Annotated in this window: 8 protein-coding genes; 1 reads left to right on the top strand and 7 read right to left on the bottom strand. The window is 69.9% G+C overall.

Translation table 11 applies throughout. The features are described 5' to 3' along the window. Positions 1–2 precede the first annotated feature (2 nt). The 7 genes from O0880_RS09380 to O0880_RS09350 all read right to left on the bottom strand — a co-directional run bounded on the left by O0880_RS09380 (position 3) and on the right by O0880_RS09350 (position 23029). Entirely contained in the window at positions 3–275 is a 273-nt protein-coding gene (locus O0880_RS09380; RefSeq protein ID WP_289886145.1) for a hypothetical protein, read from the bottom strand. Beyond that, positions 272–13342 (bottom strand): non-ribosomal peptide synthase/polyketide synthase, encoded by a 13071-nt coding sequence (locus O0880_RS09375; protein WP_289886144.1) that lies wholly within the window; start codon positions 13340–13342, stop codon positions 272–274. Before O0880_RS09375 ends, O0880_RS09380 begins: the two co-directional genes overlap by 4 nt. Positions 13343–13344: 2 nt before the next feature. Then, a complete protein-coding gene (locus tag O0880_RS09370; protein WP_289886143.1) occupies positions 13345–16620 on the bottom strand; it encodes an amino acid adenylation domain-containing protein in 3276 nt (1091 codons plus the stop codon). A 62-nt stretch (positions 16621–16682) separates the two neighbouring features. Continuing rightward, positions 16683–18839, bottom strand: a complete 2157-nt coding sequence (locus tag O0880_RS09365; protein WP_289886142.1) for a TonB-dependent siderophore receptor — start codon at positions 18837–18839, stop codon at positions 16683–16685. Positions 18840–18875: 36 nt separating this feature from the next. Next, positions 18876–20207, bottom strand: coding sequence for a lysine N(6)-hydroxylase/L-ornithine N(5)-oxygenase family protein (locus O0880_RS09360; RefSeq protein ID WP_289886141.1), 1332 nt, complete (start codon positions 20205–20207; stop codon positions 18876–18878). A 2-nt stretch (positions 20208–20209) separates the two neighbouring features. After that, on the bottom strand, positions 20210–21301 hold the full coding sequence (locus tag O0880_RS09355) for a GNAT family N-acetyltransferase (protein WP_289886140.1): 1092 nt from the start codon (positions 21299–21301) through the stop codon (positions 20210–20212). 69 nt (positions 21302–21370) lie between these two features. After that, the gene (locus O0880_RS09350; RefSeq protein WP_289886139.1) at positions 21371–23029 is read right to left on the bottom strand and encodes a cyclic peptide export ABC transporter; all 1659 of its coding nucleotides are present in this window, start codon (positions 23027–23029) and stop codon (positions 21371–21373) included. A gap of 189 nt (positions 23030–23218) precedes the next feature. Here O0880_RS09350 and fhuF point away from each other — a divergent pair, with 189 nt between their 5' ends. Then, a complete protein-coding gene (fhuF, locus tag O0880_RS09345; protein WP_289886138.1) occupies positions 23219–23989 on the top strand; it encodes a siderophore-iron reductase FhuF in 771 nt (256 codons plus the stop codon). Positions 23990–23991: the final 2 nt, after the last annotated feature.

The raw sequence follows: 23991 nt of genomic DNA, 5'->3' as shown, positions 1-23991 counted from the left end.
GCTCAACTCCACTCGAAAAAATAGCCGGCGCCGCAGTACAGCAGCCAGGCGCCGTTCAGCAACAGCGCCACCGGCCATAGGCGGCGCGCCACGAACGCCCACAGGGCGGCGCCCAGATAGACGGGGAAGGCCGCCATTGAGGCGATCAGCACGGCCTCGCTGCGCACCACGCCCAGCTTAAACAGCAGCACCGCGCCGGCACCGGCAACGCTCCACGCGAACAGATACGCGCCCGCCACGCCCAGCGCGACGCGCGCCGCCGCATGCCGGCTCATGCCGGGCCTTTCGGCAAGCTGGCGCGCAAGCCCTGCCACAGCGCCGGCGCGTGGATGATGTCGAGGTGGTCCGCGCCCGCCACGTCTTCCTCGCCCAGCACCTGCGCGAAGTGCGCCCGGCTGTCGAACAGCGCCACGCCGGCGGCCCGCGTCTGTTCCGCGACCCAGACGCGGGCGCTGGCAGCGGTGGGCAGCGGCCGGTGGCGGCGCAGCATCAGCGCATGGCTGGCGATGCTCCAGGCCAGGTACTCCTTGCAATGCACGGCGTCGCCATCGAGCGGCAGCGCCCCGATGTCGCGCCCCTGCAGGTGCACGAACCACGCCCACTCGTCTGCGCTCATGCGCTCGAACAGCTGCTCCCAGCGCTCGCGCATGCCGGAACGGGACAGCCACTGCTCGCGCAGCGCCCGCTCCCGCCGCGGGTCCAGCGCCGGCGCCACGGCGCCGGCATCATCGAACTGGCCCAGCACGGGATCGATCATGCCAACGAGGCGCACGGCGACGCGGCCCTGCAACTGGCGCGCCGTCTCCTGCGCCAGCACGGCGCCCAGCGACCAGCCGGCCAGCGAGCACTCGCCGCCCGGACTGTTGGCCGCGATGATGTCCGCATAGCGGCAAGCCAGTTCCGTTACGCTGATGTCGGCCCAGCGCTCGCGCCCCAGCGCATGGCTGACGAAGCCGTGCACGGGCTGGCGCGGCCCCAGCGCCTGCGCCAGCCCCTGGAATTCGAAGGCGTTCACCAGCAGGCCGGGACAGCAGAACAACGGGGGCAAGTCGCCCGCCGCGCGCAGGCTGTGCCAGGTCTCGCCCACCTTCGCACCGGCCGCGCTGGCGCCGAAGCGGGCGGCCAAGGCGGCCAGGGTCGGGCTGCCGAACAGGTCGGCCAGCGACAGCGCATGGGCGTCCTGCGTGTACAGGCTGCGCAGCATCTGGTTGACCTGCGTTACGCAGCGCACGGCCAGCAGCGAATGCCCGCCCAGCGCAAAGAAGTTGTCGTCGCGCCCCACGCGCGGCACGCCCAGCAGCGCGCTCCAGATGGCCGCCAACGCCTGTTCCAGCTCGCCCTGCGGCGCCGCGTATGCTTCGCTTTCCAGCTGCGGCGCCGGCAGCGCGCTGCGCTCCACCTTGCCCGCCGGGCTCAATGGCAGGCGCGCCAGCGCCACGATGGCCGCCGGCAGCATGTAGTCGGGCAGCGCCGCCACCAGGGCCGCGCGCAAAACGCCCACCTCCACCTGGGCCGGACTCACATACGCCACCAGGCGCGCGCCAGCGGGACCATCCTGCGCCACCACCACCGCTTCGCGCACGCCCGGCTGCGCCAGCAGCTGCGCCTCGATCTCGCCCAGCTCCACGCGGAAGCCCCTGATCTTGATCTGGTGGTCGATGCGTCCCAGGTAATCGAGCTGCCCTGCGCGCCAGCGCACCAGATCGCCCGTGCGGTACAGGCGCGCGCCGGGCGCGCCATGCGGGTCCGGCACGAAGCGTTCGGCCGTCAGCGCCGCGCGGCCCAGGTAGCCGCGCGCCAGCAGGGCGCCGCCGATGCACAGCTCACCGGCCGCACCCGGCGGCACCAGAGACATATCCGCGTCGAGCACCTGCAGCGCGCGTCCCGCCAGCGGCAGGCCGATCGGCATCTGCGCCGGCGCCGCGCCATCGAGGTAGGGCGCGCAATCGAGCGTGGCCGCCGTCACCGTCGCTTCCGTCGGGCCATAGGTATTGAGCAGGCGGATATGCCGCATGCCCGCCTGGCGCCACGCCTGCAGCGCTTCCGGCGGCATCGCCTCGCCGCCCGCGTGCACCTGGCGCAGCGCGCCGTAGTCGCGCGGGCCTTGCAGCGCGAAATCCTGCGCCAGCAGCGACCAGTACGCCGTCGTCAGGTCGGCCACGCTGATGCGGTAGCGGTGCAGCGCCTGGTAAAAGGTCTCGCTGTCCCATAATTCCGGGCCGCGCAAGACCAGCGCCGCACCGATGCACAGGGTCGGCCAGGCCTGTTCGACGAAGCCGTCGAAGTTCAGGGTCGAGAATTGCAACACGCGGTCCTGCGCCGTCAGGCCGAAGAAGCCGACCGACACCTGCGCATGCCGGCTCAGGGCCTGGTGCGCGATGCCCACGCCCTTCGGCTTGCCCGTCGAGCCGGAGGTGTAGATCACGTAGGCCAGCTGCTGCGGCAGCGGCGCCCAGCCGGGGTCGTGCTCCAGCGCGGACGGCCGCTCCACCAGCTGCACCGGCAAGCCCGCCGGCAAGGTCAGGCGCGGCAGCACCGACGCCTGCGTCAGCAGCAGCGCCATGCCGCTGTCGGCGATCATGTAGGCCAGGCGTTCGGCCGGATAGCCGGGGTCGAGCGGCACGTAGGCGGCGCCCGTCTTGAGGATGGCCAGCAGGCCGGCCAGCATGTCGACCGAGCGTTCGACGGCGATGCCGACGCGCACTTCCGGCCCCGCGCCCTGCGCCAGCAGCGCATGCGCGAGGCGGTTGGCGCGCAGATTCAGGGCGCGGTAGCTGAGCGCCTCGTCCTCGTGCAGCAGCGCCAGCGCATCCGGATGCAGCACGGCCTGCAGCTCGAACTGCGCGTGCACGGGCAGGTCGTTCCAAGGCCCGCCCTCGTTGCGGCCCTGGCGCAGCAGGGCCGCGCCGTGCGGCGCCGACAGCAGGGGCAAGGCGCCGAGCGGCGCATCGGCATCGCGCGCCATCGCCTGCATCAGCCCCCCCAGCTGCTCGAGTATCAGGCGCGCGCTGGCCGCGTCGAAGCTGGCGCGCGCATAATCGGCATGCAGGGTCAACCCGCCATCCTGCATCACGGCCAGGGTCCACGGGTAATTGGTCTCTTCGCGCTTGCCGGCCATGCTGAAGCGCAGTTCTCCCTCTTCGGCGGCGCGCAGGGCGGCATCGACGGGATAATTCTCGAACACGATGATGCTGTCGAACAGGGCGACGCCGCCCTGCCCCGCCCAGCGCTGCACTTCGTACAGCGGCGTATGCTCGAATTCGCGCCCCGCCAGGTTTTGCGCCTGCAGCTGGCGCAGCCACTCGCCCACCGGTGCGCCCGCGTGCGGGGCGGCGATCACCGGCAAGGTATTGATGAACATGCCGAGCAGGCGGTCGGCGCCCGGCAGGTTCGCCGGACGGCCGGCCACGGTGGCGCCAAAGGCCACGCAAGCCTGCCCCGTATAGCGCTGCAACAGCAGCAGCCAGGCGCCCTGCACCACGGTGTTGACGGTGATGCGCGCATGCCGCGCAAAGGCGGCCAGGCTGGCCATCGCCGCCGGCTCCAGGCGCAGGCTGACGCTGTCCTGGCCCGTACCGCCCGCGGCCGCCGGCAGCGCCAGCGACAAACGCGTGGGCGTTGCCAGCGGCGCCAGCTGCGCACGCCAAAACGCTTCCCCGGCGGCGCCATCCTGCCGCTGCAGCCAGGCGATGTAGTCGCGGTAGCGGCCCGGCGCCGGCACATGCGGCTCGCCGTGGTAATGGCGCAGGATTTCACCCATCAGCTGCGACGTGCTCCAGCCGTCGAGCAGCAGATGGTGACTGGTCCAGACCAGGCGCTGTTGCGTGCCGCCGCGGCGGATCAGCGACAGCCGCTGCAGCGGTTCGCGCGCCAGGTCGAAGCCGCGCGCCAGGTCCGCCCGGGCAAAGGCGTCGAGCGCGGCGGCGCTGTCGTCCTGGCCGCACCAGTCGAGTACAGCCACCTCGCCCGCGCCGGCGCGGCTGACCCATTGCAGCGGCTCGCCGCCGTCGTGCACGAACCGGCTGCGCAGGATGTCGTGGCGCGCCGCCACCGCGCGCCAGGCATCCGCGAAGCGTTGCGCGTCGAGCCCCTCCACGTCCACGCACAGCTGGTTGACATAGGCGCTGCCCTGCGGCTCCTGCAGGCTGTGGAACAGCATGCCCGCCTGCATCGGCGAGAGCGGATACAGGTCGGCCAGCTCGTGCAGGGGCAAGTCCAGCGCATCGAGCCGGGCCTGGTCCAGCCGCGCGAGCGGAAAATCCGACGGCGTCACGCCCAGCGCGCCGGAGCAGCAATGCGCGACCAGCACCTGCAATTCGCGCCCGAAATCGTGCACCAGCGCCCTGATGGCCGCGCCGTCATGGCGCGCCGTGCTGTAGCTGAACGTCATTTTCAGCATGCCGTCGAAGACCTGGCCATTGATCACCAGTTCATGCCCGAGCGGAGCGTCCGGGTCCTGCGCGTCGCCGCTCGGTTCGTCCGCCGGGCGCCAGGCCGCATCGGCCTCGAAACTGCCGTCGAACTGGCCCAGGTAATTGAACAGCACCTGCGCCGGCGCCAGCGCGGCCAGCGCCTGCCGGTCCGCGTCGCAACCCATGTATTTCAGCAGGCCGTAGCCGATGCCCTTGTCGGGAATCGCCCGCAAGTCCTGCTTGACCCGCTTTAACGCCGCACCGAGCGCGCCCAGCGGCGCCAGGCGCACGGGATAGGCGCTGGTGAACCAGCCCACCGTGCGGCTGATATCGAGCTCCTCGAACAGGTCTTCGCGGCCATGGCCTTCCAGTTCGACGAGGAAGCTTTCCTCGCCCGCATGGCGGCACAGCGCGCGTCCCAGCGCCGTCAGCAGCAAGTCGTTGACCTGGGTGCGGTAGGCGGCCGGCGCCTCTTTCAGCAGGCGCCGCGTGGTATCGCGGTCCAGTTGCAGCACCGCGCCGGCGACTTCGCGGCCGCTGCTGGCGCCGCGGCTGTCCGCCAGCGGCAGGCATGCCGGGGTGGCCGCCAGCGCCTGCCAGTAAGGCAATTGTGCGCGCACGGCGTCGCTGGTCGCATGCGCCCGCAGGCGCCGCGACCACGCTTGCAGCGGCGCGCTGGCCGCCGCCAGGCGCAACGGCTGGCCGGCGGCGCCCTGGCGGCACAAGGTATCGAGATCCTGCAGCAGGATGCGCCACGACACGCCATCGACTACCAGGTGATGCACGACCAGCAGCAGGCGCACGCTGCCATCCGCCATGGACATGAGCACGGCGCGTAGCAGCTCCCCCTGGCGTATGTCCAGGCTGCGCTGGGCCAGCTGGCAATGGCGCTCCACGTCGGCCGCGTCGCGCGCCTCGCGGCGCCACAGCAGCGGCGCGTCCGGCGCCTCGCCATACTGCTGCGACCAGCCATGCGGACCGTCGCCAAAGCGCAGGCGCAGCGCCGCATGCGTCTGCAGCAGCACGTCCAGCGCCGCCGCGACGACGTCGCCGGCGCCGGCCGCCGACGCGTGCAGCAGCACCGACTGGTTGAAGTGGGCGGGCCGCGCCAGTCGCGCGGCAAAGAAGGCGGACTGGATCGGCAACAGCGGCACGTCATCCCCCGGCACTTCGGCGCTGGCGCCGGCATGGACCGCCACGGCCTGCATCAGGGGCGCCAGCGCGGCGACGCTCTGGCGCTCGAACAGCTGTTTCGGCGTGACGATCCAGCCGGCCTGGCGCAGGCGCGCCACGATCTGCAGGCTCATGATCGAATCGCCGCCCACTTCAAAGAAGTTGTCGTCGCGTCCCAGCTGCTCCAGGCCCAGCACGTCGCGCCACACCTGGGCCAGCAATTGCTCGGCGGGGCCCTGCGGCGCCGCGCTGCCGCCCTGCTGGAGCGCCTGCGGCGCCGGCAGCGCATTGCGGTCGACCTTGCCGTTCGCATTCAGCGGCAGGCTGTCGAGCGCCACGATCACGGACGGCACCATGTAGTCGGGCAGCTGGCGCGCCAGCGCCAGTTTCAGCCCGGCCGGCTGCAGGCCGGCGGGCGCCACGTAGGCCACCAGGCGCAGGTTGCCGTTGACGCCAGGCTGGGCCACGGCGACCGCCGCCAGCACGCCTGGCTGCGCCAGCAATTGCGCCTCGACTTCGCCAAGTTCGATGCGGAAGCCGCGGATCTTGACCTGGTGGTCGATGCGCCCCAGGTATTCCAGCTGGCCGTCGGCCTGCCAGCGCACCAGGTCGCCGGTGCGGTACAAACGCCCGCCGGCGCCATCGAAGGGGTCGGGAATGAAGCGGTCGGCCGTCATGCCCGGACGCCCCAGGTAGCCGCGCGCCAGGCCTTCGCCGCCCAGGTACAGCTCCCCGGGTACGCCCGGCGGCGCCAGGCTCAAGGCGTCATCGAGCACCCACGCGCTGCGCGCGCCCACCGGACGGCCGATGGGCGCATAGGCGCTGCGGCAACCCGCATCGACGCCAACCTTCCACACCATCGGCGTGACCACCGCCTCGGTGGGGCCATAGCCGTTGATCAGGAAGCGCGGCTTCAGGGCGCGGCAGACCTGCTCGAAGGCCGCCTGCGGCATCGCCTCGCCGCCAAACGAATACAGTTCCACGGGCGGCGGATTGCCGCTGTGTTCAGCCCATTCGGCCAGCTGCTTCAGGTAGGCCGGCGGAAACCCCGCATTCGTGATGCGTTCGGCGCGCAGGGCCGCATAGGTTTGCTCGGGCGTCCACAGGCTGGCGTCGCGCAGCACCAGCGCGCCGCCGGCGCACAGGGTGGTCAGCCAGCGCTCGTGGGCGCCATCGAAGGCGAACGACAGGAAATGCAGCTCCCGCGAGTGCGGCCCCATTTCATACAGGTCGGCCGTGACGGCGCAATGCATGTCGAGCGGGCCGTGCGTCACCGCCACGCCTTTCGGCTTGCCGGTCGAGCCGGAGGTATAAATCAGGTAAGCCAGGTTGTGCCGGTGCGGCGCCGGCCAGGATGCGGCACCGGCGGCGTCAGCGTCCTGCGCATCGGCCGTCGGCATCAGCAGCAGCGGCACGCCCGCGGGCGCCGCCACGCGGTCCAGCACCTGCTGCTGCGCGATCAGCAGGCAGATGCCGCTGTCGTCCATCATGTAGGCCAGCCGGCCGGCCGGATAGTCGGGGTCCAGCGGCACATAGGCGGCGCCGGCCTTCAGCACGGCCAGCAGCGCGACGATCATGTCGATCGAACGCTCCAGCGCCACGCCGACGCGCATTTCGGCGCCGACGCCGTGTGCGCGCAAGCGCCTTGCCAGCGCATGGGCGCGCCGCTCGAGCTGCGCATGGCTGATCTGCTGGCCGCCCATCACGACGGCCGGCGCATCGGGGCGCAGCGCCGCATGCCGGGCAATGCGCTGGTGCACCGGCACAAAGGACACGGCCGGCGCGTCGCTGTGCGCCAGCACGCGCAGCTGCTGCTGCCCGCGCGCATCGGTCAAGGCCAGGCTGCCCAGCGTTTGCTGCGCGCCGAGCATCATCGCGCGCAGCAGCGACAACAGGCTGGCGCCGATCGCGGCCACGCCGGCCGCATCGAAATGCGCCTGGTCGTAACCGTAATGCAGGGCCAGCGTCTCGTTCTGTATGACGGCCAGGGTCAGCGGATAACTGGTCTGCTCGCGCCGCTCGATGGCGCTGAACACGAGGCCATCGGGTGCCGCCCCGGTCAGCGCTTCGTCGACCGGATAGTTTTCAAACACCACCAGGGTGTCGAACAGGCCGCCCGCGCCCTGCCCGGCCCAGCGCTGGATATCGACCAGCGGCGTGTGCTCATGTTCGCGCGACGCCAGGCTTTGCGCCTGCACCTCGGCCAGCCAGCCGGCCACCGTCTGCGCATGGCGCGGCGTGGCAATCACCGGCAGCGTATTGATAAAGAGTCCCAGCAACTGCTGCGCGCCGGCCAGGTCGCCCGGCCGCCCGGCCACCGTGGCGCCAAAGGCCACCGTGCGCTGGCCCGTATGGCGCTGCAGCAGGATCGCCCACGCCGCCTGCACGACGGTGTTGACCGTCACATGGTGACGCCGCGCGAAGGCGGCCAGCTGCACGCTTTCCTGGCGCTCCAGTGCCGTGCCGATTTCCGCATGCCCGTCCTGCGCCGCCTCGCAAGGCAGCAGCCCGGCCAGGCGCGTGGGTGCAGCCAGCGGCGCGGCCAGCGCGCGCCAGTAGCTTTCGCTGCCGGCCGCATCCTGCCGCTGCAGCCAGGCGATGTAGTCGCGATAGCGTCCTCCGTGCGTGGCCAGCGGCTGGCCCGCGTAATGGCGCAGCAGCTCGCCCATCAGACGCGAACTGCTCCAGCCATCGAGCAGCAGATGGTGGTTGGTCCAGATGAAGTGGTGGCGCGAAGCCGAGGTGCGCACCAGGTGCAGGCGCTGCAGCGGCGCCTGCTCCAGCACGAAGCCTTGCGCCAGGTCGCGCCGCGCCAGCGCATCGAGGTCGGCCTGGATGTCGTCGTGGCCGCGCCAGTCCAGTTCCTGCAGCGCGGGACCGGCGTCGCGGCTGACCCATTGCAGCGGCGGCGCAGCCTGCGGCAGGAAAGCCGTGCGCAGGATGTCGTGGCGCGCGATGACGGCCTGCCACGCGGCCGCGAAACGCGCCGCATCCAGGCCATCGATATCGACGCGCAGCTGGTTCAGGTAGGCGCCGTCCTGCGGCGCATACACGCTGTGGAACAGCATGCCGGCCTGCATCGGCGACAGCGGATACAGGTCGGCCAGGCGCGCCACGGGCAAGGCCAGCGCGTCGAGGCCGGCCTGGTCCAGCCGGGCCAGGGGGAAGTCGGACGGCGTCACGCCCTGCGCGCCGGAGCAGCAATGCGCGACCAGCGCCACCAGTTCCTGGCGATAATCGTCCATCAGCGCCGCCAGCGCAACGGCGTCATGGCGCGCCGCGCTGAAGCTGAGCGTCAGTTTCAGCACGCCGTCCAGCACTTGCCCGTTGAGCGCCAGTTCATGTCCCAGCGGCGCATCGCTATCCTGCGTCTCACCGCCCGATTCGGCGGCCGGCATCCACAGTCCCTGCGGCTCGAAACTGCCGTCGAACTGCCCCAGGTAATTGAAAATCAGCTGCGGCCGCGGCAAGGCGGCCAGCGCGGCGCGCGCCGCATCGTCGCCCAGGTGGCGCAGCAGGCCATAGCCGATGCCACGGGCCGGCACGCCGCGCAAGTCCTGCTTGACGCGCCGGATGGCGGCTCCCGCCTCCCCCAGCGGCGCCAGGCGCACCGGATACACGCTGGTGTACCACCCCACCGTGCGGCTGGCGTCGAGGTCATCGAACAGGTCTTCGCGGCCATGGCCTTCCAGCTCGATCACTACCTGCGCCTGTCCCGTGTAGCGGCACAGGGCGCGGCCCAGCGCCGTCAGCAGCAGGTCGTTGACCTGGGTGCGGTAGGCGGCCGGCGCCTCTTTCAGCAAACGGTGCGTGGTTTCGCGGTCCAGCGCCAGGCCCAAGTCGCGCGCATGGCGCGTGGTGTTGGCGCCGTCCGGACGGGCGCAGGGCAAGGCCGCCGGCGTATCCCCCAGCGACAGCCAGTAGGGCAGCTCGGCGCGCACGGCCGGCGTGTGCGCATGCTGGCGCAGGCGCAGCGACCACGCCTGCAGGCTGCTGCCGCGCGGCGGCAGCGTCGCGGCGGTGCCGGCCAGCGCGGCGCGGTACGCCGTTTCCAGGTCTTCCAGCAGCACGCGCCACGAGACGCCGTCGACCGCCAGATGGTGCACGGCGAGGAACAGCCGCGTGCTGCCATCGGCCACCTTGATCAGTTGCGCGCGCAGCAGCCGGCCCTGCTCCAGGTCCAGGCTGCGCTGCGCCTCGCGGCAGGCCGCCTCGATGGCGGCGCCATCCTGCGCTGCGCATTGCCACAGCAGCTGTGCCGGCACGGGGCCGTAGCTCTGGCGCCAGGCGCCCGCTTCCGCCTGCCGGAAGCGCAGGCTCAGCGACTGGTGATGCGCGACGAGCGCCTGCAGCGCCCGTTCCAGCGCGCCCGCATCGAGCGCGCCATTCGCCCGCATGAGCAGCGACTGGTTCCAATGGTGGCGCTGCGGGATGGCGGCGGCAAAGAAATCGAGCTGGATCGGCAGCAGCGGCACTTCGCCCTGTGCGTCTTCAGGCGCCGCCGGCGCGGCCTGCAGCGGCTGCGCCACCAGCGCCAGGGCGGCGATGCTCTGGCGTTCGAACAGCTGCTTCGGCGTCAGCTTCCAGCCCGCCTGGCGCGCGCGCGCGACGATCTGCAGGCTCAGGATGGAGTCGCCGCCCAGTTCAAAGAAGTTATCCTCGCGCCCCACCCGCTCCAGGCCCAGCACCTCGCACCACAGGCGGGCCAGCATGGCTTCCACCTCGCCCTCGGCCGGCGCATGCTCCGCGCCGGCGCCAAACTGCGCGGCCGGCAGCGCCTTGCGATCGAGCTTGCCGTTGCCATTCAGGGGCAGGCGCGGCAGCGCGACGAGCGCCGACGGCACCATGTAGTCGGGTACGCGCACGGCCAGCGCCGCGCGCAGCGCCGCCGTGTCCAGCGTTGCGGGCGTGACATAGGCCACCAGGCGCAGGCCCTGGCCGGACGCCTGCGCCACCACCACCGCCTCGGTCACGCCGGGCTGCTGCAGCAATTGCGCCTCGATCTCGCCCAGCTCCACGCGCAAGCCGCGTATCTTGATCTGGTGATCGATGCGGCCCAGGTATTCCAGCGCGCCGTCGGCGCGCCAGCGCACCAGGTCGCCGGTCCGGTACAGGCGCGCGCCGCCCCCGTCGAACGGGTCGGGCACGAAACGCTCGGCGCTCAGGCCGGGACGGTGCAGGTAGCCGCGCGCCAGGCCCACGCCGCCCAGATACAATTCGCCCGCCACGCCGGCCGGCGCCAGGTTCAGGCTGTCGTCCAGCACATAGCTGCGCAGGTTGGCGATCGGACGTCCGATGGGCACCACGGCGTCGCCCGCGCGGCAATGCCACCACGTGACGTCGATGGCCGCCTCGGTGGGACCGTACAGGTTATGCAGCTGCGCCTGCGGCAAGGCGGCCAGGGTGCGGTCCTGCAAATCGGCCGGCAGCGCCTCGCCGCTGCAGATGACCGTGCGCAGGCTGGCGCAGGCGCCCGGCGCCAGGTCGGCGACAAACGCCTGCAGCATCGACGGCACGAAATGCACGGTGGTGACGCCATGCCGTTCGATCTGCGCCGCCAGCAGCGCGGGGTCGCGGTGCTCGCCCGGCCCGGCCACGGCCAGCCGCGCGCCGTACATCAGCGGCCAGAAAAATTCCCATACCGAGACGTCAAAGCTGAACGGCGTTTTCTGCAGCACCGTGTCGCCCGCGCCCAGCGCATACGCCTGCTGCATCCAGACCAGGCGGTTGTACAGCGCGTCATGGCGGTTGGCCGCACCCTTCGGGCGGCCGGTGGAGCCCGACGTGTAGATCACATAGGCGAGGTTTTCCCCATGCAGCGCCACGCGCGGATTATCCTGGCCGCCGTCCGCGTACGCCGCCTGCTGGTCCAGCATCAGCAAGGGCGGCAGGTGCGCCGGCAAGGCGTCCAGAACCGGCGCATGCGTCAGCAGCAGGCTGACCGCGCTATCGTCGAGCATGTAGGCAATGCGTTCGGCCGGGTACTCCGGGTCGATCGGCACATAGGCGCCGCCCGCCTTCATCACGGCCAGCAAGCCCACCACCATCTCGACGGAGCGCAGCAGCGCCAGGCCGACACGCACTTCCGGTCCCACGCCGAGGGCGATCAGCCGATGCGCGAGGGCGTTGGCGCGCCCGTTCAAGGCCGCATAGCTGAGTACCTCGTCGCCAAACAGCAGTGCGTCCGCCTGCGGCGTGGCCGCCGCCTGGCGCTCGATCAGCAGGTGCACCGCCTCGGGCGGCGCGTACGGCTGGTCGCAGCGGCTCCAGGCCAGCAGCGCCGCCCGTTCGGCCGCCTCCTGCAGCGGCACATCGCCGAGCGCGCACTGCGGCGTGTCGACCAGCGCCCGCAGCAGCGCCAGGTAGTGGCGCGACAGGCGCGCGATGCTGGCCTGCTCGAACAGTTCCACGGCGTAGGCAAAACTGGCCGACAGGTTGCCATCGGCCCGTTCCTGGGTGTCGAGCGTGAGCTCGAACTTGGCCGCCTGGCGGCCCAATTCGTACGGTGCCGCCGACAGCCCCGCCAGTCGGACCTCGCCGCGCGGCTGCAGGTGCTGGTGATTGAACAGCACCTGAAACAAGGGCGGGTGGCTCAGGCTGCGTTCCGGCTGCAAGGCATCGACCAGCACGTCGAACGGCAAGTCCTGGTGCGCCTGCGCGCCCAGCGCGGCATCGCGCACCTGCAGCAGCAATTGCTCCAGGGTCGTGCGTCCATCGAGACGCGTATCGATGATCAGGGTATTGACGAAAAAGCCGATCACGCCCTCGGTCTCGACCCGGTTGCGGTTGGCCATCGGCACGCCGATGCGCAGCGCCTGCTGGCCCGTATGCCGGTACAGCAGCGCCTTGAAGGCGGCCAGCAGCAGCATGAACACGGTGGCGCCGTGGCGCTGCGCACTGCGATGCAGCTGTGCGCCCAGCTCGGGCGGCAGCGCGAAATCGAAGCGCGCGGCATGGTAGTCGGGCTGCGCCTGGCGGGGATGGTCGGCCGGCGGCTGCAGCACCGGGTGCTCGTCGCCCAGGCGCGCCGTCCAGTAGGCCAGCTGCACATCGCGCTCGCCCGCATCGAGCCAGTGGCGCTGCCACGCGGCATGGTCGGCATACTGGATCGGCAACGGCGCCAGCGCCGCGGCGCCGCCATCCTGCGCCGCCTGGTACAGCGCGCCGAATTCCTCGATCACCAGCTGGATCGACCAGCCATCCGAGACGATGTGGTGCATGACCACCAGCAGCACGTGCTCCTCGTCGGCCAGCCGCACCAGCATCGCGCGCAGCAGTGGCGCGCTGGCCAGGTCGAACGGGGCCTGGTTGAAATCGTCGGCGATGCGCGCCAGCCGCACCTCGCCATCGTCGACGCCGCGCAAGTCCGCGTGCGCCAGCCGCAGCGCCATCGGCGGCGCGATGCACTGCTCGGCCAGGCCATCCGCGTCGGCCACGAAATACGTGCGCAGCGATTCATGGCGCGCGATCAGCGCGTCGAAAGCGCTCTGCACGGCGGCTGCCTGCAGGCGGCCGTGCAGGCGCAGGCCGCCCGCGATATGGTAGGCGCTGCTGGCCGGATCGAGCTGCCACAGGAACCACTGGCGCTGCTGGGCGAAAGACAGGGGCGCGCGCGTGAGCGCCTGGCGGCGCGGCGGGATGGGCAGCTGCGCCTGCGTGATGCCCTGCTCGCTCATTTTCTTGTGGAAGGCGCGCCGCTGTTCCGGCGTCAGGGCGCTGAAACGTTCGGCCAACTGCAGTGCGATATCGGTTTGCATGATCAGGTCGACTCCAAGATATCGAGGAATGACGCGAGATCATCCATCTTCGATTGTTGTGAAGCTTGTTGCTGCAAGGTGGCGACTTCGGCGGCCAACAGGGACAAGGATTTGGTTTCAAACACGGCGCGCAGCGGCAGCGACACGGCCAGCGCCAGGTTCAGGCGCGACACCAGCTGCACGGCCAGCAGCGAATGCCCGCCCAGCGCAAAGAAGTTGTCGTCGCGCCCCACGCGCGGCACGCCCAGCAAGGCGCTCCAGATGGCCGCCAGCGCCTGTTCCAGCTCGCCCTGCGGCGCCGCGTACGCTTCGCTTTCCAGCTGCGGCGCCGGCAGCGCGCTGCGCTCCACCTTGCCCGCCGGGCTCAGCGGCAGGCGCGCCAGCGCCACGATGGCCGCCGGCAGCATGTAGTCGGGCAGCGCCGCCGCCAAGGCCGCGCGCAAGGCCTCCACCGATATCTGTTGCGGACTCACATACGCCACCAGGCGCGCGCCAGCGGGACCATCCTGCGCCACCACCACCGCTTCGCGCACGCCCGGCTGCGCCAGCAGCTGCGCCTCGATCTCGCCCAGCTCCACGCGGAAGCCCCTGATCTTGATCTGGTGGTCGATGCGTCCCAGGTAATCGAGCTGTCCGGCGCGCCAGCGCACCAGGTCGCCCGTGCGGTACAGGCGCGCGCCGGGCGCGCCATGCGGGTCCGGCACGAAACGCTCGGCCGTCAGCGCCGCGCGGCCCAGGTAGCCGCGCGCCAGCAAGGCGCCGCCGATGCACAGCTCGCCGGCAGCACCCGGCGGCACCAGCGCCATATCCGCGTCGAGCACCTGCAGCGCGCGTCCCGCCAGCGGCAGGCCGATCGGCATCTGCGCCGGCGCCGCGCCATCGAGGTAGGGCGCGCAATCGAGCGTGGCCGCCGTCACCGTCGCCTCCGTCGGACCATAGGTATTGAGCAGGCGGATGTGGCGCATGCCCGCCTGGCGCCACGCCTGCAGCGCTTCCGGCGGCATCGCCTCGCCGCCCGCGTGCACCTGGCGCAGCGCGCCGTAGTCGCGCGGGCCTTGCAGCGCGAAATCCTGCGCCAGCAGCGACCAGTACGCCGTCGTCAGGTCCGCCACGCTGATGCGGTAGCGGTGCAGCGCCTGGTAAAAGGTCTCGCTGTCCCATAATTCCGGGCCGCGCAAGACCAGCGCCGCACCGATGCACAGGGTCGGCCAGGCCTGTTCGACGAAGCCGTCGAAGTTCAGGGTCGAAAACTGCAGCACGCGGTCCTGCGCCGTCAGGCCGAAGAAGCCGACGGACACCTGCGCATGCCGGCTCAGGGCCTGGTGCGCGATGCCCACGCCCTTCGGCTTGCCCGTCGAGCCGGAGGTATAAATCACGTAGGCCAGCTGCTGCGGCAGCGGCACCAGGCCGGGATCGTGCTCCAGCGCCGACGGCCGCTCCACCAGCTGCACCGGCAAGTTCGCCGGCAGCGCCAGCTGCGGCAGCACCGACGCCTGCGTCAGCAGCAGCGCCATGCCGCTGTCGGCGATCATGTAGGCCAGGCGTTCGGCCGGATAGCCGGGGTCGAGCGGCACGTAGGCGGCGCCCGTCTTGAGGATGGCCAGCAGGCCGGCCAGCATGTCGACCGAGCGTTCGACGGCGATGCCGACGCGTACTTCCGGCCCCGCGCCCTGCGCCAGCAGCGCATGCGCGAGGCGGTTGGCGCGCAGATTCAGGGCGCGGTAGCTGAGCGCCTCGTCCTCGTGCAGCAGCGCCAGCGCATCCGGATGCAGCACGGCCTGCAGCTCGAACTGGGCGTGCACGGGCAGGTCGTTCCAAGGCCCGCCCTCGTTGCGGCCCTGGCGCAGCAGGGCCGCGCCCTGCGCGGCGGACAGCAGGCCCCTGCCATCGAGCACGGCGTCCGGCCGCTCCAGCATCGCGGCCAGCACGTTGACGAAATAGCTGGCCAGCGCCGTGATGCCGGCGCCGTCAAACAGGGCGGTGCGGTACTCCAGGCTGGCCGTCACGCCATCGGCGCCGATGGCGACATCGAGCGACAGGTCGAACTTGGCCTCGACCTGCGCTTCCGACAGCAGGCTGACGCACAAGCCGTCGAGCACGGGCACGGCGGAAGCGGCCGCGCCTTCGTGGCGCAGGTTGAACAGGACCTGGAACAGCGGATTGCGCGACAGGTCGCGTTCGATGCGCATCGCATCGAGCAGCAGCTCGAATGGCAGCTCGGCGTGGTTCAGCGCGGCCAGCGCCTCGCCGCGCAGGCGGCGGCACAGCGTGCGCGGCGTCAGGCCGGGCGCCAGGCGCGCGCGATAGACCTGGGTGTTGACGAAAAAGCCGATCAGTTCATGCACTTCGTGGCGATTGCGGCCCGCGTTCGGCACGCCGACGGCGAAGTCGCGCTGGCCGCTCAAGCCTGCCAGCACGAGCTGCCAGGCCGCCATCAGGATCACGAACGGCGTGCACTGTTCGGCACGGCAAAACGCCAGCGCCGCGCCGGCCAGCGCCGGCGGCAGCGCAAACGCGTGGCTGCCGGATGCCTGCGCGGGCGCGGGGCCGTCGGCCAGCACCGGCAAATTCAGCGCCGGCACGTCCTGCCCCAGGTAGGCCGTCCAGTAAGCCAGCTCCGCATCCAGGTGCGCGCCCTGCAGCATGGCGCGCTGCCAGGCCGCATAGTCGGCATACTGCAGCGGCAGCGCCGGCAGGCCGGGCGTGCCCGCCTGCGCGGCGCGGTAGGCCTGCGCCAGGTCGCGGATCAGCACCGGATTGGACCAGGCATCCGAGACGATGTGGTGCATGCTCAGCATCAGTACGGCGTGTTCGCGGCCGCAGTCGATCAGGGTCGCGCGCAGCAGCGGCGCGGCGCCCAGGTCGAACGGCGTATCGGCTTCGCGCCGCAGGCGCGCGGCAAGCCATTCGACGGCAGCGGCATCCGTCGCGGGCGCCGTCTCGCGCGCCAGCGCCAGGCTGACGTGCTCCTCGACGATCTGCAGCGGCAAGCCGTCGCGCTCCTCGAAACGCGTGCGCAGCACGGCATGGCGCTGCACCAGCGCGCGCAGCGCCGCCTGCAGGGCCGCGCCGTCGCACGGGCCTTGCAGGCGAAACGCGCGGCACAGGTTGTATGCGGTCGAGCGCGATTCGTAGCGCTGCAAAAACCACAGGCGCTGTTGCTGGAACGACAGCGGTGCGGCGCCATCGCCGTCGACGGCGCGTGGCAGGATCGCATCGACGCCATCGGTTTCATCGTCGAGCAGCAGGGCAAGCAATTGGTCTTGGTTGGTGGTCATGGAGGCGTCGGTGTACGATGGGATAAGCCGCCCGGCCTGGACCGGGCGGCGGCCGTCTGGGCTTACAGCTTCAGGCGCAAGGTCACCGCCAGGGCGCGCGGCTCGCCGATCACGTTGCCGTTTTGCGGCGTATTGATGCGCTGGTAGTAATGGCGGTCAAACAGGTTGCTGACATTGAGCGCCAGGGTGGCGCGCGCGTTGATGGCCCAGGCGGCATGCGCATCGACGGTGGCATAGCCGCCCTGCGCCAGCTGGGCGCCGCCCAGCACCGCGAAGCTGTTGTAGAAGCGGCTGACGGCCGTCACGCCGCCGCCGACGCTGAAGCGGCGCCAGTCGCCGGCAAACGCGTAATTGCTGCCAAAGCGCAGCATGTGGCGCGGCGCGATGGCTGAAAAGGCGCTGGAATCGAGGCCGTCCAGGCTTTCCAGCTCATGCGAATTGATATAGGTATAGCCGCCATAGACATCCCATCCCGGCTGCAGGCGTCCGTTGACCTGGGCTTCCAACCCCTGGTTGCGCGTCTTGCCACGGGCGATGTAGTAATCGACGCCGCCGGGCACCAGCACGGACTGGGCGCGGCCGCTTTCGCTGACGCGGAACAGCGCCAGCGAGCCGCTCAGCGCGCGGTCGGCGCTCTCGCCCTTGACGCCCAGCTCGTACTGCTTGCCCTTCAGGGGATTGAGCGGCCTGCCATCGCGCCCGGCGAAGGCCTGCGGCTGGAACACGTCGACATAGCTGGCATACAGCGAGTAGTCGCGGCTCAGGTCATAGATCAGGCCCAGCTGCGGCGAGATCTTGCCTGTCGCCTCGTTGCGGCTTTCCACCGAGCTGTCCGGCGTGTAATCCTGCGTGCGGCCCTTCCACCACGACGCGCGCGCGCCCAGCACCAGGGTCAGCGGATCGGTGAGACTGAAACGCGCATTCGTGTAGACGCCGTACTGCTCCGAGCGCAGGTTCTGCCCTTCCCCCAGCGGCAGGAAATCCGGACGGGGAAAGTCATGGCGCGGCTGGAAGATATCGACCTTCTCGTCGAATTCGCCACGGTAGTAAGGCGAGGCGAAACGCATGCTGTTGTAGTTGGCGCCCACCAGCAGCTGGTGACGGCGGCCGAACAGCGCGAACGGTCCGCCGGCGTTCAGGTCGACGCCATACTGGCGCTGGCGGTCCTTGCCGCCGCCCACATACAGCTGCACCAGCTTGTCCGCCGGGTCGATCGGGTTCCACGGATAGGCCTGAATGCGATCGAGGCCGCTTTCCTGCCAGTTGGCGGACAGGCGCCCGCTCCAGTCATTGGCCATCTTGTGCTCGAGTTCAGCGAAGGCGTTGGTGGTGCGGTACTGGTCCAGGTTGAAATTGGCGCCGATATTCGTCTTGCGCGGTACGTCGGGCAGCGACAGCACCGGCTTGCCGCTCGACAGGTCGAGCATGGCGGGATAATTCCACGGCTGTTCGGCGGCGCGCACGTATTGCGTGCTGGCGCCCACGGTCAGGCGCGTGGCCGGGCTGAACGCATAGTCGGCCACGCCGTACAGCGTGTGGCTGCGCTCATGCGCATAGTCATAGAAAAAGTCCTTGTCCTGCAGTACGCCGACCACGCGGCCGCGCAAGGTGCCCTCGGCGTTCAGCGCCGCACCCACGTCGAATTCGGCGCGGCGCTTGTTCCACGAACCGAGGCTCAGTTCGGCCGTGGCGCGCAGTTCGCTGGTCGGGCGCTTGCGCACCAGGTTGATGCTGCCGCCGGTGCCGCTGGTGCCCGCATACAGCGCGGCCGGCCCCTTGAGCACTTCGACGCGCTCGAACAGGGCCAGGTCGGATGAAGCGCTGACGCGGAAATCGTAGGTGGTGGGCACGCCGTCGAGCTGCACCGAATTGATTTCATAGCCGCGCGCATAAAAGATGGCGCGGTTGGCATCCTTGTTTTCCACCGTCACGCCTGGCGCATGGCGCAGCGCGTCGGACAGGGTGAGCAGGTTCTGCTGCTCGATCTGGTCGCGCGTGACCACGCTGACCGATTGCGCAATTTCGCGCATCGCCAGCGGCAGCTTGGAGCCGACGCGCACGCGCGGATTGCCGCTTGATTCGTCCGCGCTGCCGCTGACCACCACTTCCTTCAGGGTCACCTCGTCCTGCTGCGCCCAGGCGGCGCCAGCGGCCGAGAAGGCCGAGAATGCGGACAACAGCGCCATGCGCCGGGCGCCTCTTTTCTTTACTGCGGACATCAACATCTCCTCGAATCGTTCATGAAAAATCGGATTTCAACATGCGTGCGCGCTTTCCCTGCGGGAGCGGGAGCGGGAATCGGCGCCGGGATGGCCCCACTGGCGGCGCTGCTCCAGCATGGCGTCGGCGATCTCCTGCGAGCGGATCGCCAGCACCGACAGCAGGGTGTCGCTCAGGCCATGCGTGTCTTCGCAGCAGCCTTGCAGGAAGATGCCCGCCGCGCAGTCCTGCGGTCCGCGCAGCCGATAGTCGCGCGCCACGTCGCCGACGTCGAACCACTGGGCCAGCGGCGCCAGCAAACGCCGGTGCGTCTGGCGCTGGTAGCCGGTGGCCAGCACCACGGCGTCATACCGGCAGGCGCCGGACGGGCCGCCATCGCCATGGCGCAGCTCCGCCAGCAGGGCGCCGTCGTCGCCGCCGCGCAGGCTGGCCACTTCATGCTCGAACAGCACGCGGTGGCGTTCGCTGCCGCGCACCTTCTGCTGGTACAGCAAGTCGTAGATGCGCTCGATGAGGCCCGTGTCGACCACCGCGTAATTGGTGTTGCTGAGGTCATCGATCAGGCTGCGCCGCGCGTCGGAACTGCGCTGGTACACATAATCCGTATATTCGGGATTGAAGATCTGGTTGACGAAGGCGCTGTCGTCGGCCGGGCGCAGCACGGCATTGCGCGCGATCAGGTCGACCTGCATGCCGGGGCCGCGCGCGATCAGGTCAAGAAAGATCTCGGCCGCGCTCTGTCCCGCGCCGACCACGGCCACGCGGCGCGGCGCGGGCAAGGCGGCCAGCCCCGCCAGGTAGCGCGAGGAATGAAATACGCGCGCGTCGTCGCGCCAGGCGGCGAACAGCGGCGGGATGTGCGGCGCGCCGCCCACGCTGAGCACCACGTTGCGCGCATGGCGCAGGCGCTCGGCGCCGCCATGCTGGCGCGAGCGCACGCACAGATGATCGAGCACGCCATCGCGCAGCACCGGTTCGACCGCCACCACTTCTTCGCCATAATGGCAATCGGCCGCGAAACGCCCCGCCGCCCAGCGCAGGTAGTCGTTGAATTCGTGGCGACTCGGATAAAACGTCTTCAGGTTGATGAAGTCCTGCAGGCGCCCGTGCTGCTGCAGGTAATTGATGAAGGTGTAGGGGCTGGCCGGATTGCGCAGGGTAACCAGGTCCTTCAGGAACGAGATCTGCATGCGGCTGTCGTCGAGCAGCATGTCGCCATGCCAGACGAAGTCGGGCTTCTGCTCGATGAAACAGGCGTCGAGCGCGCCGTCGGCGGGGGCCGCCTCGCGCAAGGCGATGGCCAATGCCAGGTTGGACGGGCCGAAGCCGATGCCGATCAGGTCATGCACGAGGTAATTGGCTTGCATGGTCACTCGCTTCGCGTGGCAAGGTGGTTGAAATAGGACAGCTCGTGCTCCGCCACGCCGGGCGGCACCAGGCGCCGTTCGCCGAAGAAGCGCTCGCGCAGCAGGGTCACCAGCATGGCGCGCTTGTGCGGGAAATCGAATTCCTTGATCTTGGCAAAGCCGTTGCGGTCCAGGTTATTGATCTGCTGGTGGTGGTCGGCGCGCGGTTCGCCGACGATGCGCTGGGTGCGCACGTCGTCGAGGAAGATGTAGTGCATCAGCGACGGCAGCCAGGCCGTCACCCAGGGGCGGCCGCGCACGTCTTCCTCGCCGATCAGCACATGCCAGCCACGGTCGAAGTCCGCCGCCTCGCAATACGGGCCGATGCGGTTTTCCCTGGCCCAGTAGACTTCGAAATAGCCGAACGGCCTGCCGTCGGCGCAGCCGATCAGCGGCAGCATGTGCGGGTCCGCCTGCAATTGCTCGAGGTAGGCGCGGTGCTTGGCCAGGTCGCCTTCCTCCTGCCAGAAATGCGCCACGCGCGGATCGTTCATCCAGCGGTGGAAGGTGGCCAGGTCGCCGTCGATGTCGACGGTGCGCAGCGACAGCACCTGGTTCAGCCAGGGTATGTGGCGCGCATACACCTGGCCGGACGGCTTGGGCGCGCGCAGCGGGTGGCGCTGGCCATTGCTCATGACATATTGCAAGGGATAGGCGCCGCTGCCTGGCCGCGTCAGCCAGAGGCCGGACTCTTGCCAGAAGCGCTGGGCCGGCAGCTGCAGCATGCCGGCGCCCGCGTCCAGCGCCGCGCCCTGCAGCAATGGCGCGGCCAGCGCCGCCGGCGCGCCCGCCAGCTGCAGGCCGGCTTCGCCCGGATACAGCGCGAACGCCGTTTCGCAGGCGGCCAATGCCGCGTCGCGCGCCAGCGCGCCCTCGCCGCCGGACTGCAAGGTGAGCTGCAGTCCGGACGCGGCGCCGGCCATCTGCCAGCGCTGCACGGCCACGCCGTCCAGCGTGACGATCAATTGCGCGCCATCGACGGCGGTGTACAGGGCCGCCGCCCCGGCACGCTGCGTGACAAATTCCCTCGGGTGATGCTGTACGTTCTCGGCCATGTTGATATCCTCGTTCTGAATCGCTGATGGGTTGCAGGTAACAGGTGACAGGCAAGCGGCAGGGCCGCGTCAGGCCGCGCTCAGGTCCGCCGCGCTGTCGCGCACGCCGCGCACCACGGCCAGCGGCTGCAGCACGCCGCCGTCGCAGCGCAGCACGCGGTCGGCCACGCCGAAATAGCGGTCGTCATGGCTGATGGCGATCACGGTCTTGCCGCCGCGGCGCAGTTCCGGCAGCAGCTCGCGGTAAAAGAAGTCGCGGAATGGCGGGTCCTGGTCGGCCGCCCACTCGTCGAGCAGCAGGATGGGGCGCTGCTCCACATGCGCCATCAGCAGCGCCAGGCGCTTGCGCTGTCCCTGCGACAGGCGCACGGTGGACAGGCGGCCGTCGTGCAGCGCGACCTTGCGCTCCAGGCGCAAGCGCTGCAAAAAGGCCTGCGCCAGCGCCGGGTCGAACGTGCCGAGCGGCCCGACCAGTCCCTGGAACAGGTGGAAATTCGAGAACACGGTGGAAAAATGGCTGCGGTACCAGGCGCTGTTGCCGGCGCCGGCCTCCTTGCCCAGCAGCTCGATGCGCCCTGCCGACGGCTGGTACAGCCCCGTCAGGATGCGCGCCAGCGTCGATTTGCCGCTGCCGTTGCCGCCGACGATGAAGAGGATTTCGCCTGACGTCAGCTGCAGGTTGACCGGTCCCAAACGGAAGCCGTATTCATCGCTGGCATGCGGATACTGGTATTGCACGTCCTGCAGCAGCAGCAGCGGCAGGCCCGGCGCCACCGGCGCGGCGGCAGGCTGCACGTCGAAGCCGGCGCGATGCGCCTCGAGCGCCAGGCTGTCGATCTTTTCCAGCGCCACGCTACCCGACAACAGCATCGGCAAGCCTTCGACCAGGTCGTTCAATGGCATGCGCAGGAACATCAGCACCAGCACGAAGGCCACCACGGCCTGCGCCGGCACGGCGAAATAATCGCCGGCGACGAACATCAGCCCGGCCAGGCCGAGGATCAGCACGGCGCCCCAGTTCAGGCTGAAAATCCAGTAGCGGTCGGCGCGCACTTCCAGCCGGCGCGCCCGTTCGGCGGCCGGCGTGAAATCCTGCTCGAAGAACAGCTGCTTGCGCGTGGCGTTCAAGGCCAGCTCGCAGCGCCCTTCGATGGCGCCCTCGTAGCCGGCAAAGATCGCGTCATCCGTTTCGCGCACCTGCTTCATCAACGCGCGCATGCGCAGCATCATGACTTGCGCAAAGAGGGCGCCGCCGCCCACGGCGACAATGGTCAGCAGGAAGAGCTGCCACGACAGCCAGGCCAGATAAACAAAGCCGCCCAGCACCAGCACGCCGTTGTACAGCACGAAGGGCAGGCGGTTGAAGGCCATGCCGATGGCCGCCACGTCCTTGGTCAGCGCCGCATACAGGGCCGCCGCGCCTATCTGCTCGAGGCGCTCGATGCCCGTGTCGAGCACGCGCTTGAGCATGACCAGGCGCATTTCGTACACCACCCGGTGGCCGAGCGCCGTCAGCAGGGCCTGGGAGGCGAAACCGCAGACGAACAGCACCAGCAGCAAGGCGCCAAAGACGAGGGCCCAGTGCGCACCCGGCGTTGCCGGTGCGGCGATGCGCTGGTTGATCGCACTGATCAGGCCGATGCCAGCCAGCGCGCTGCACACGCTGGCCACGGAAGTAAGCAGCAGCAAGACGCGGAAGCGCCGGATCAGGGACAGGAAAACGTTCATGCAAACAGCCTCAAATCAGAAGGACATCGGTGAGAGAAGTAGTGCCGAATCAGTTACATTTGGTGTTAATGAGAATAAGAATGCAAATGAGAATGCTTCACATTTACATTTGAATGATAATAGATGAGAATTGTTATTACCGCAACCAAAGCATGTATTTATTTATACGTGTCGAGCCACGAAGAATCGATGACCATGTCCCTGCCCCTGCACGCCCCGCACCATTGCCTGATCGGCCCCCTGCCCCAGCTGTTCCACGGCGAGCTGGCCGCGTATGGCGCGGCGCTGGCCGTGGCCGAGCCCACCGCTCCCGCTGGCATCGCGCTCGAGGCCTTCCTCGACGGCCCGCAGCTGCCGGCGGCGCTGGCCCGGTTTGCCCTGCGCTTTCCCGGCGCCCATCCGAAGGCGCTGGCGTCGACCTGGTCCAAGCTGTATTTCAACGCCCTGCTCGTACCCGTGCTGGCGGCATCGGCCGCCTGCGGCTGGCGCTTCCCGCTCGCCCCCGGGCGCGTGCGTTTCCTGGCCGCTGCCGATGGCGCGCCGCTGCGCTTCCTGCTGGAAGACGCCGGCGCGGCATCGCCCGATCTGGACAGCGCCGCGCGCCTGCAGCCGCTGGTGCGCGGTCACCTGGCGCCGGTGGTGGACGCGCTGGCCAGGCAATGCCGTTTGGCGCCGCGCCTGCTGTGGAACAATGCCGCCGTGATCGCCGAGGAAACGCTGCTGCAATGCCAGATGCTGATGGGATCGCAGCCGCGCATCGCCGCCGACCTGGCCTTCCTGTGCGCCAGCGCGCAGTGGCCGGACCGGCTGGCCAACCCCATGCACCAGCCCACGCGCCTGGTGGCCAACGTGCGCCAGCGCCAGCTGTGCTGCCTGCGCTACCGGCTGCGGCTCGATTTCTGCGCCGACTGTCCGCTCGACTGCAGGCAGCGCCAGGCGGCGCAGCGCAACCTCAGCTAGAT

The sequence above is a fragment of the Janthinobacterium sp. SUN118 genome, from assembly GCF_030397695.1.
In the GTDB taxonomy this organism is placed as follows: Bacteria; Pseudomonadota; Gammaproteobacteria; order Burkholderiales; family Burkholderiaceae_D; genus Janthinobacterium.
The sequence above is the reverse complement of the archived record's forward strand: the minus strand, read 5'-3'. Positions and strand labels throughout refer to the sequence as shown.

Excerpts from the sequence above, each read along its gene's own strand:
- O0880_RS09355 (WP_289886140.1), bottom strand. The coding sequence starts at position 21,301 with ATGGCCGAGAACGTACAGCATCACCCGAGGGAATTTGTCACGCAGCGT.
- O0880_RS09360 (WP_289886141.1), bottom strand. The coding sequence starts at position 20,207 with ATGCAAGCCAATTACCTCGTGCATGACCTGATCGGCATCGGCTTCGGC.
- fhuF (WP_289886138.1), top strand. The coding sequence starts at position 23,219 with ATGACCATGTCCCTGCCCCTGCACGCCCCGCACCATTGCCTGATCGGC.
- O0880_RS09350 (WP_289886139.1), bottom strand. The coding sequence starts at position 23,029 with ATGAACGTTTTCCTGTCCCTGATCCGGCGCTTCCGCGTCTTGCTGCTG.
- O0880_RS09380 (WP_289886145.1), bottom strand. The coding sequence starts at position 275 with ATGAGCCGGCATGCGGCGGCGCGCGTCGCGCTGGGCGTGGCGGGCGCG.
- O0880_RS09375 (WP_289886144.1), bottom strand. The coding sequence starts at position 13,342 with ATGCAAACCGATATCGCACTGCAGTTGGCCGAACGTTTCAGCGCCCTG.
- O0880_RS09365 (WP_289886142.1), bottom strand. The coding sequence starts at position 18,839 with ATGTCCGCAGTAAAGAAAAGAGGCGCCCGGCGCATGGCGCTGTTGTCC.
- O0880_RS09370 (WP_289886143.1), bottom strand. The coding sequence starts at position 16,620 with ATGACCACCAACCAAGACCAATTGCTTGCCCTGCTGCTCGACGATGAA.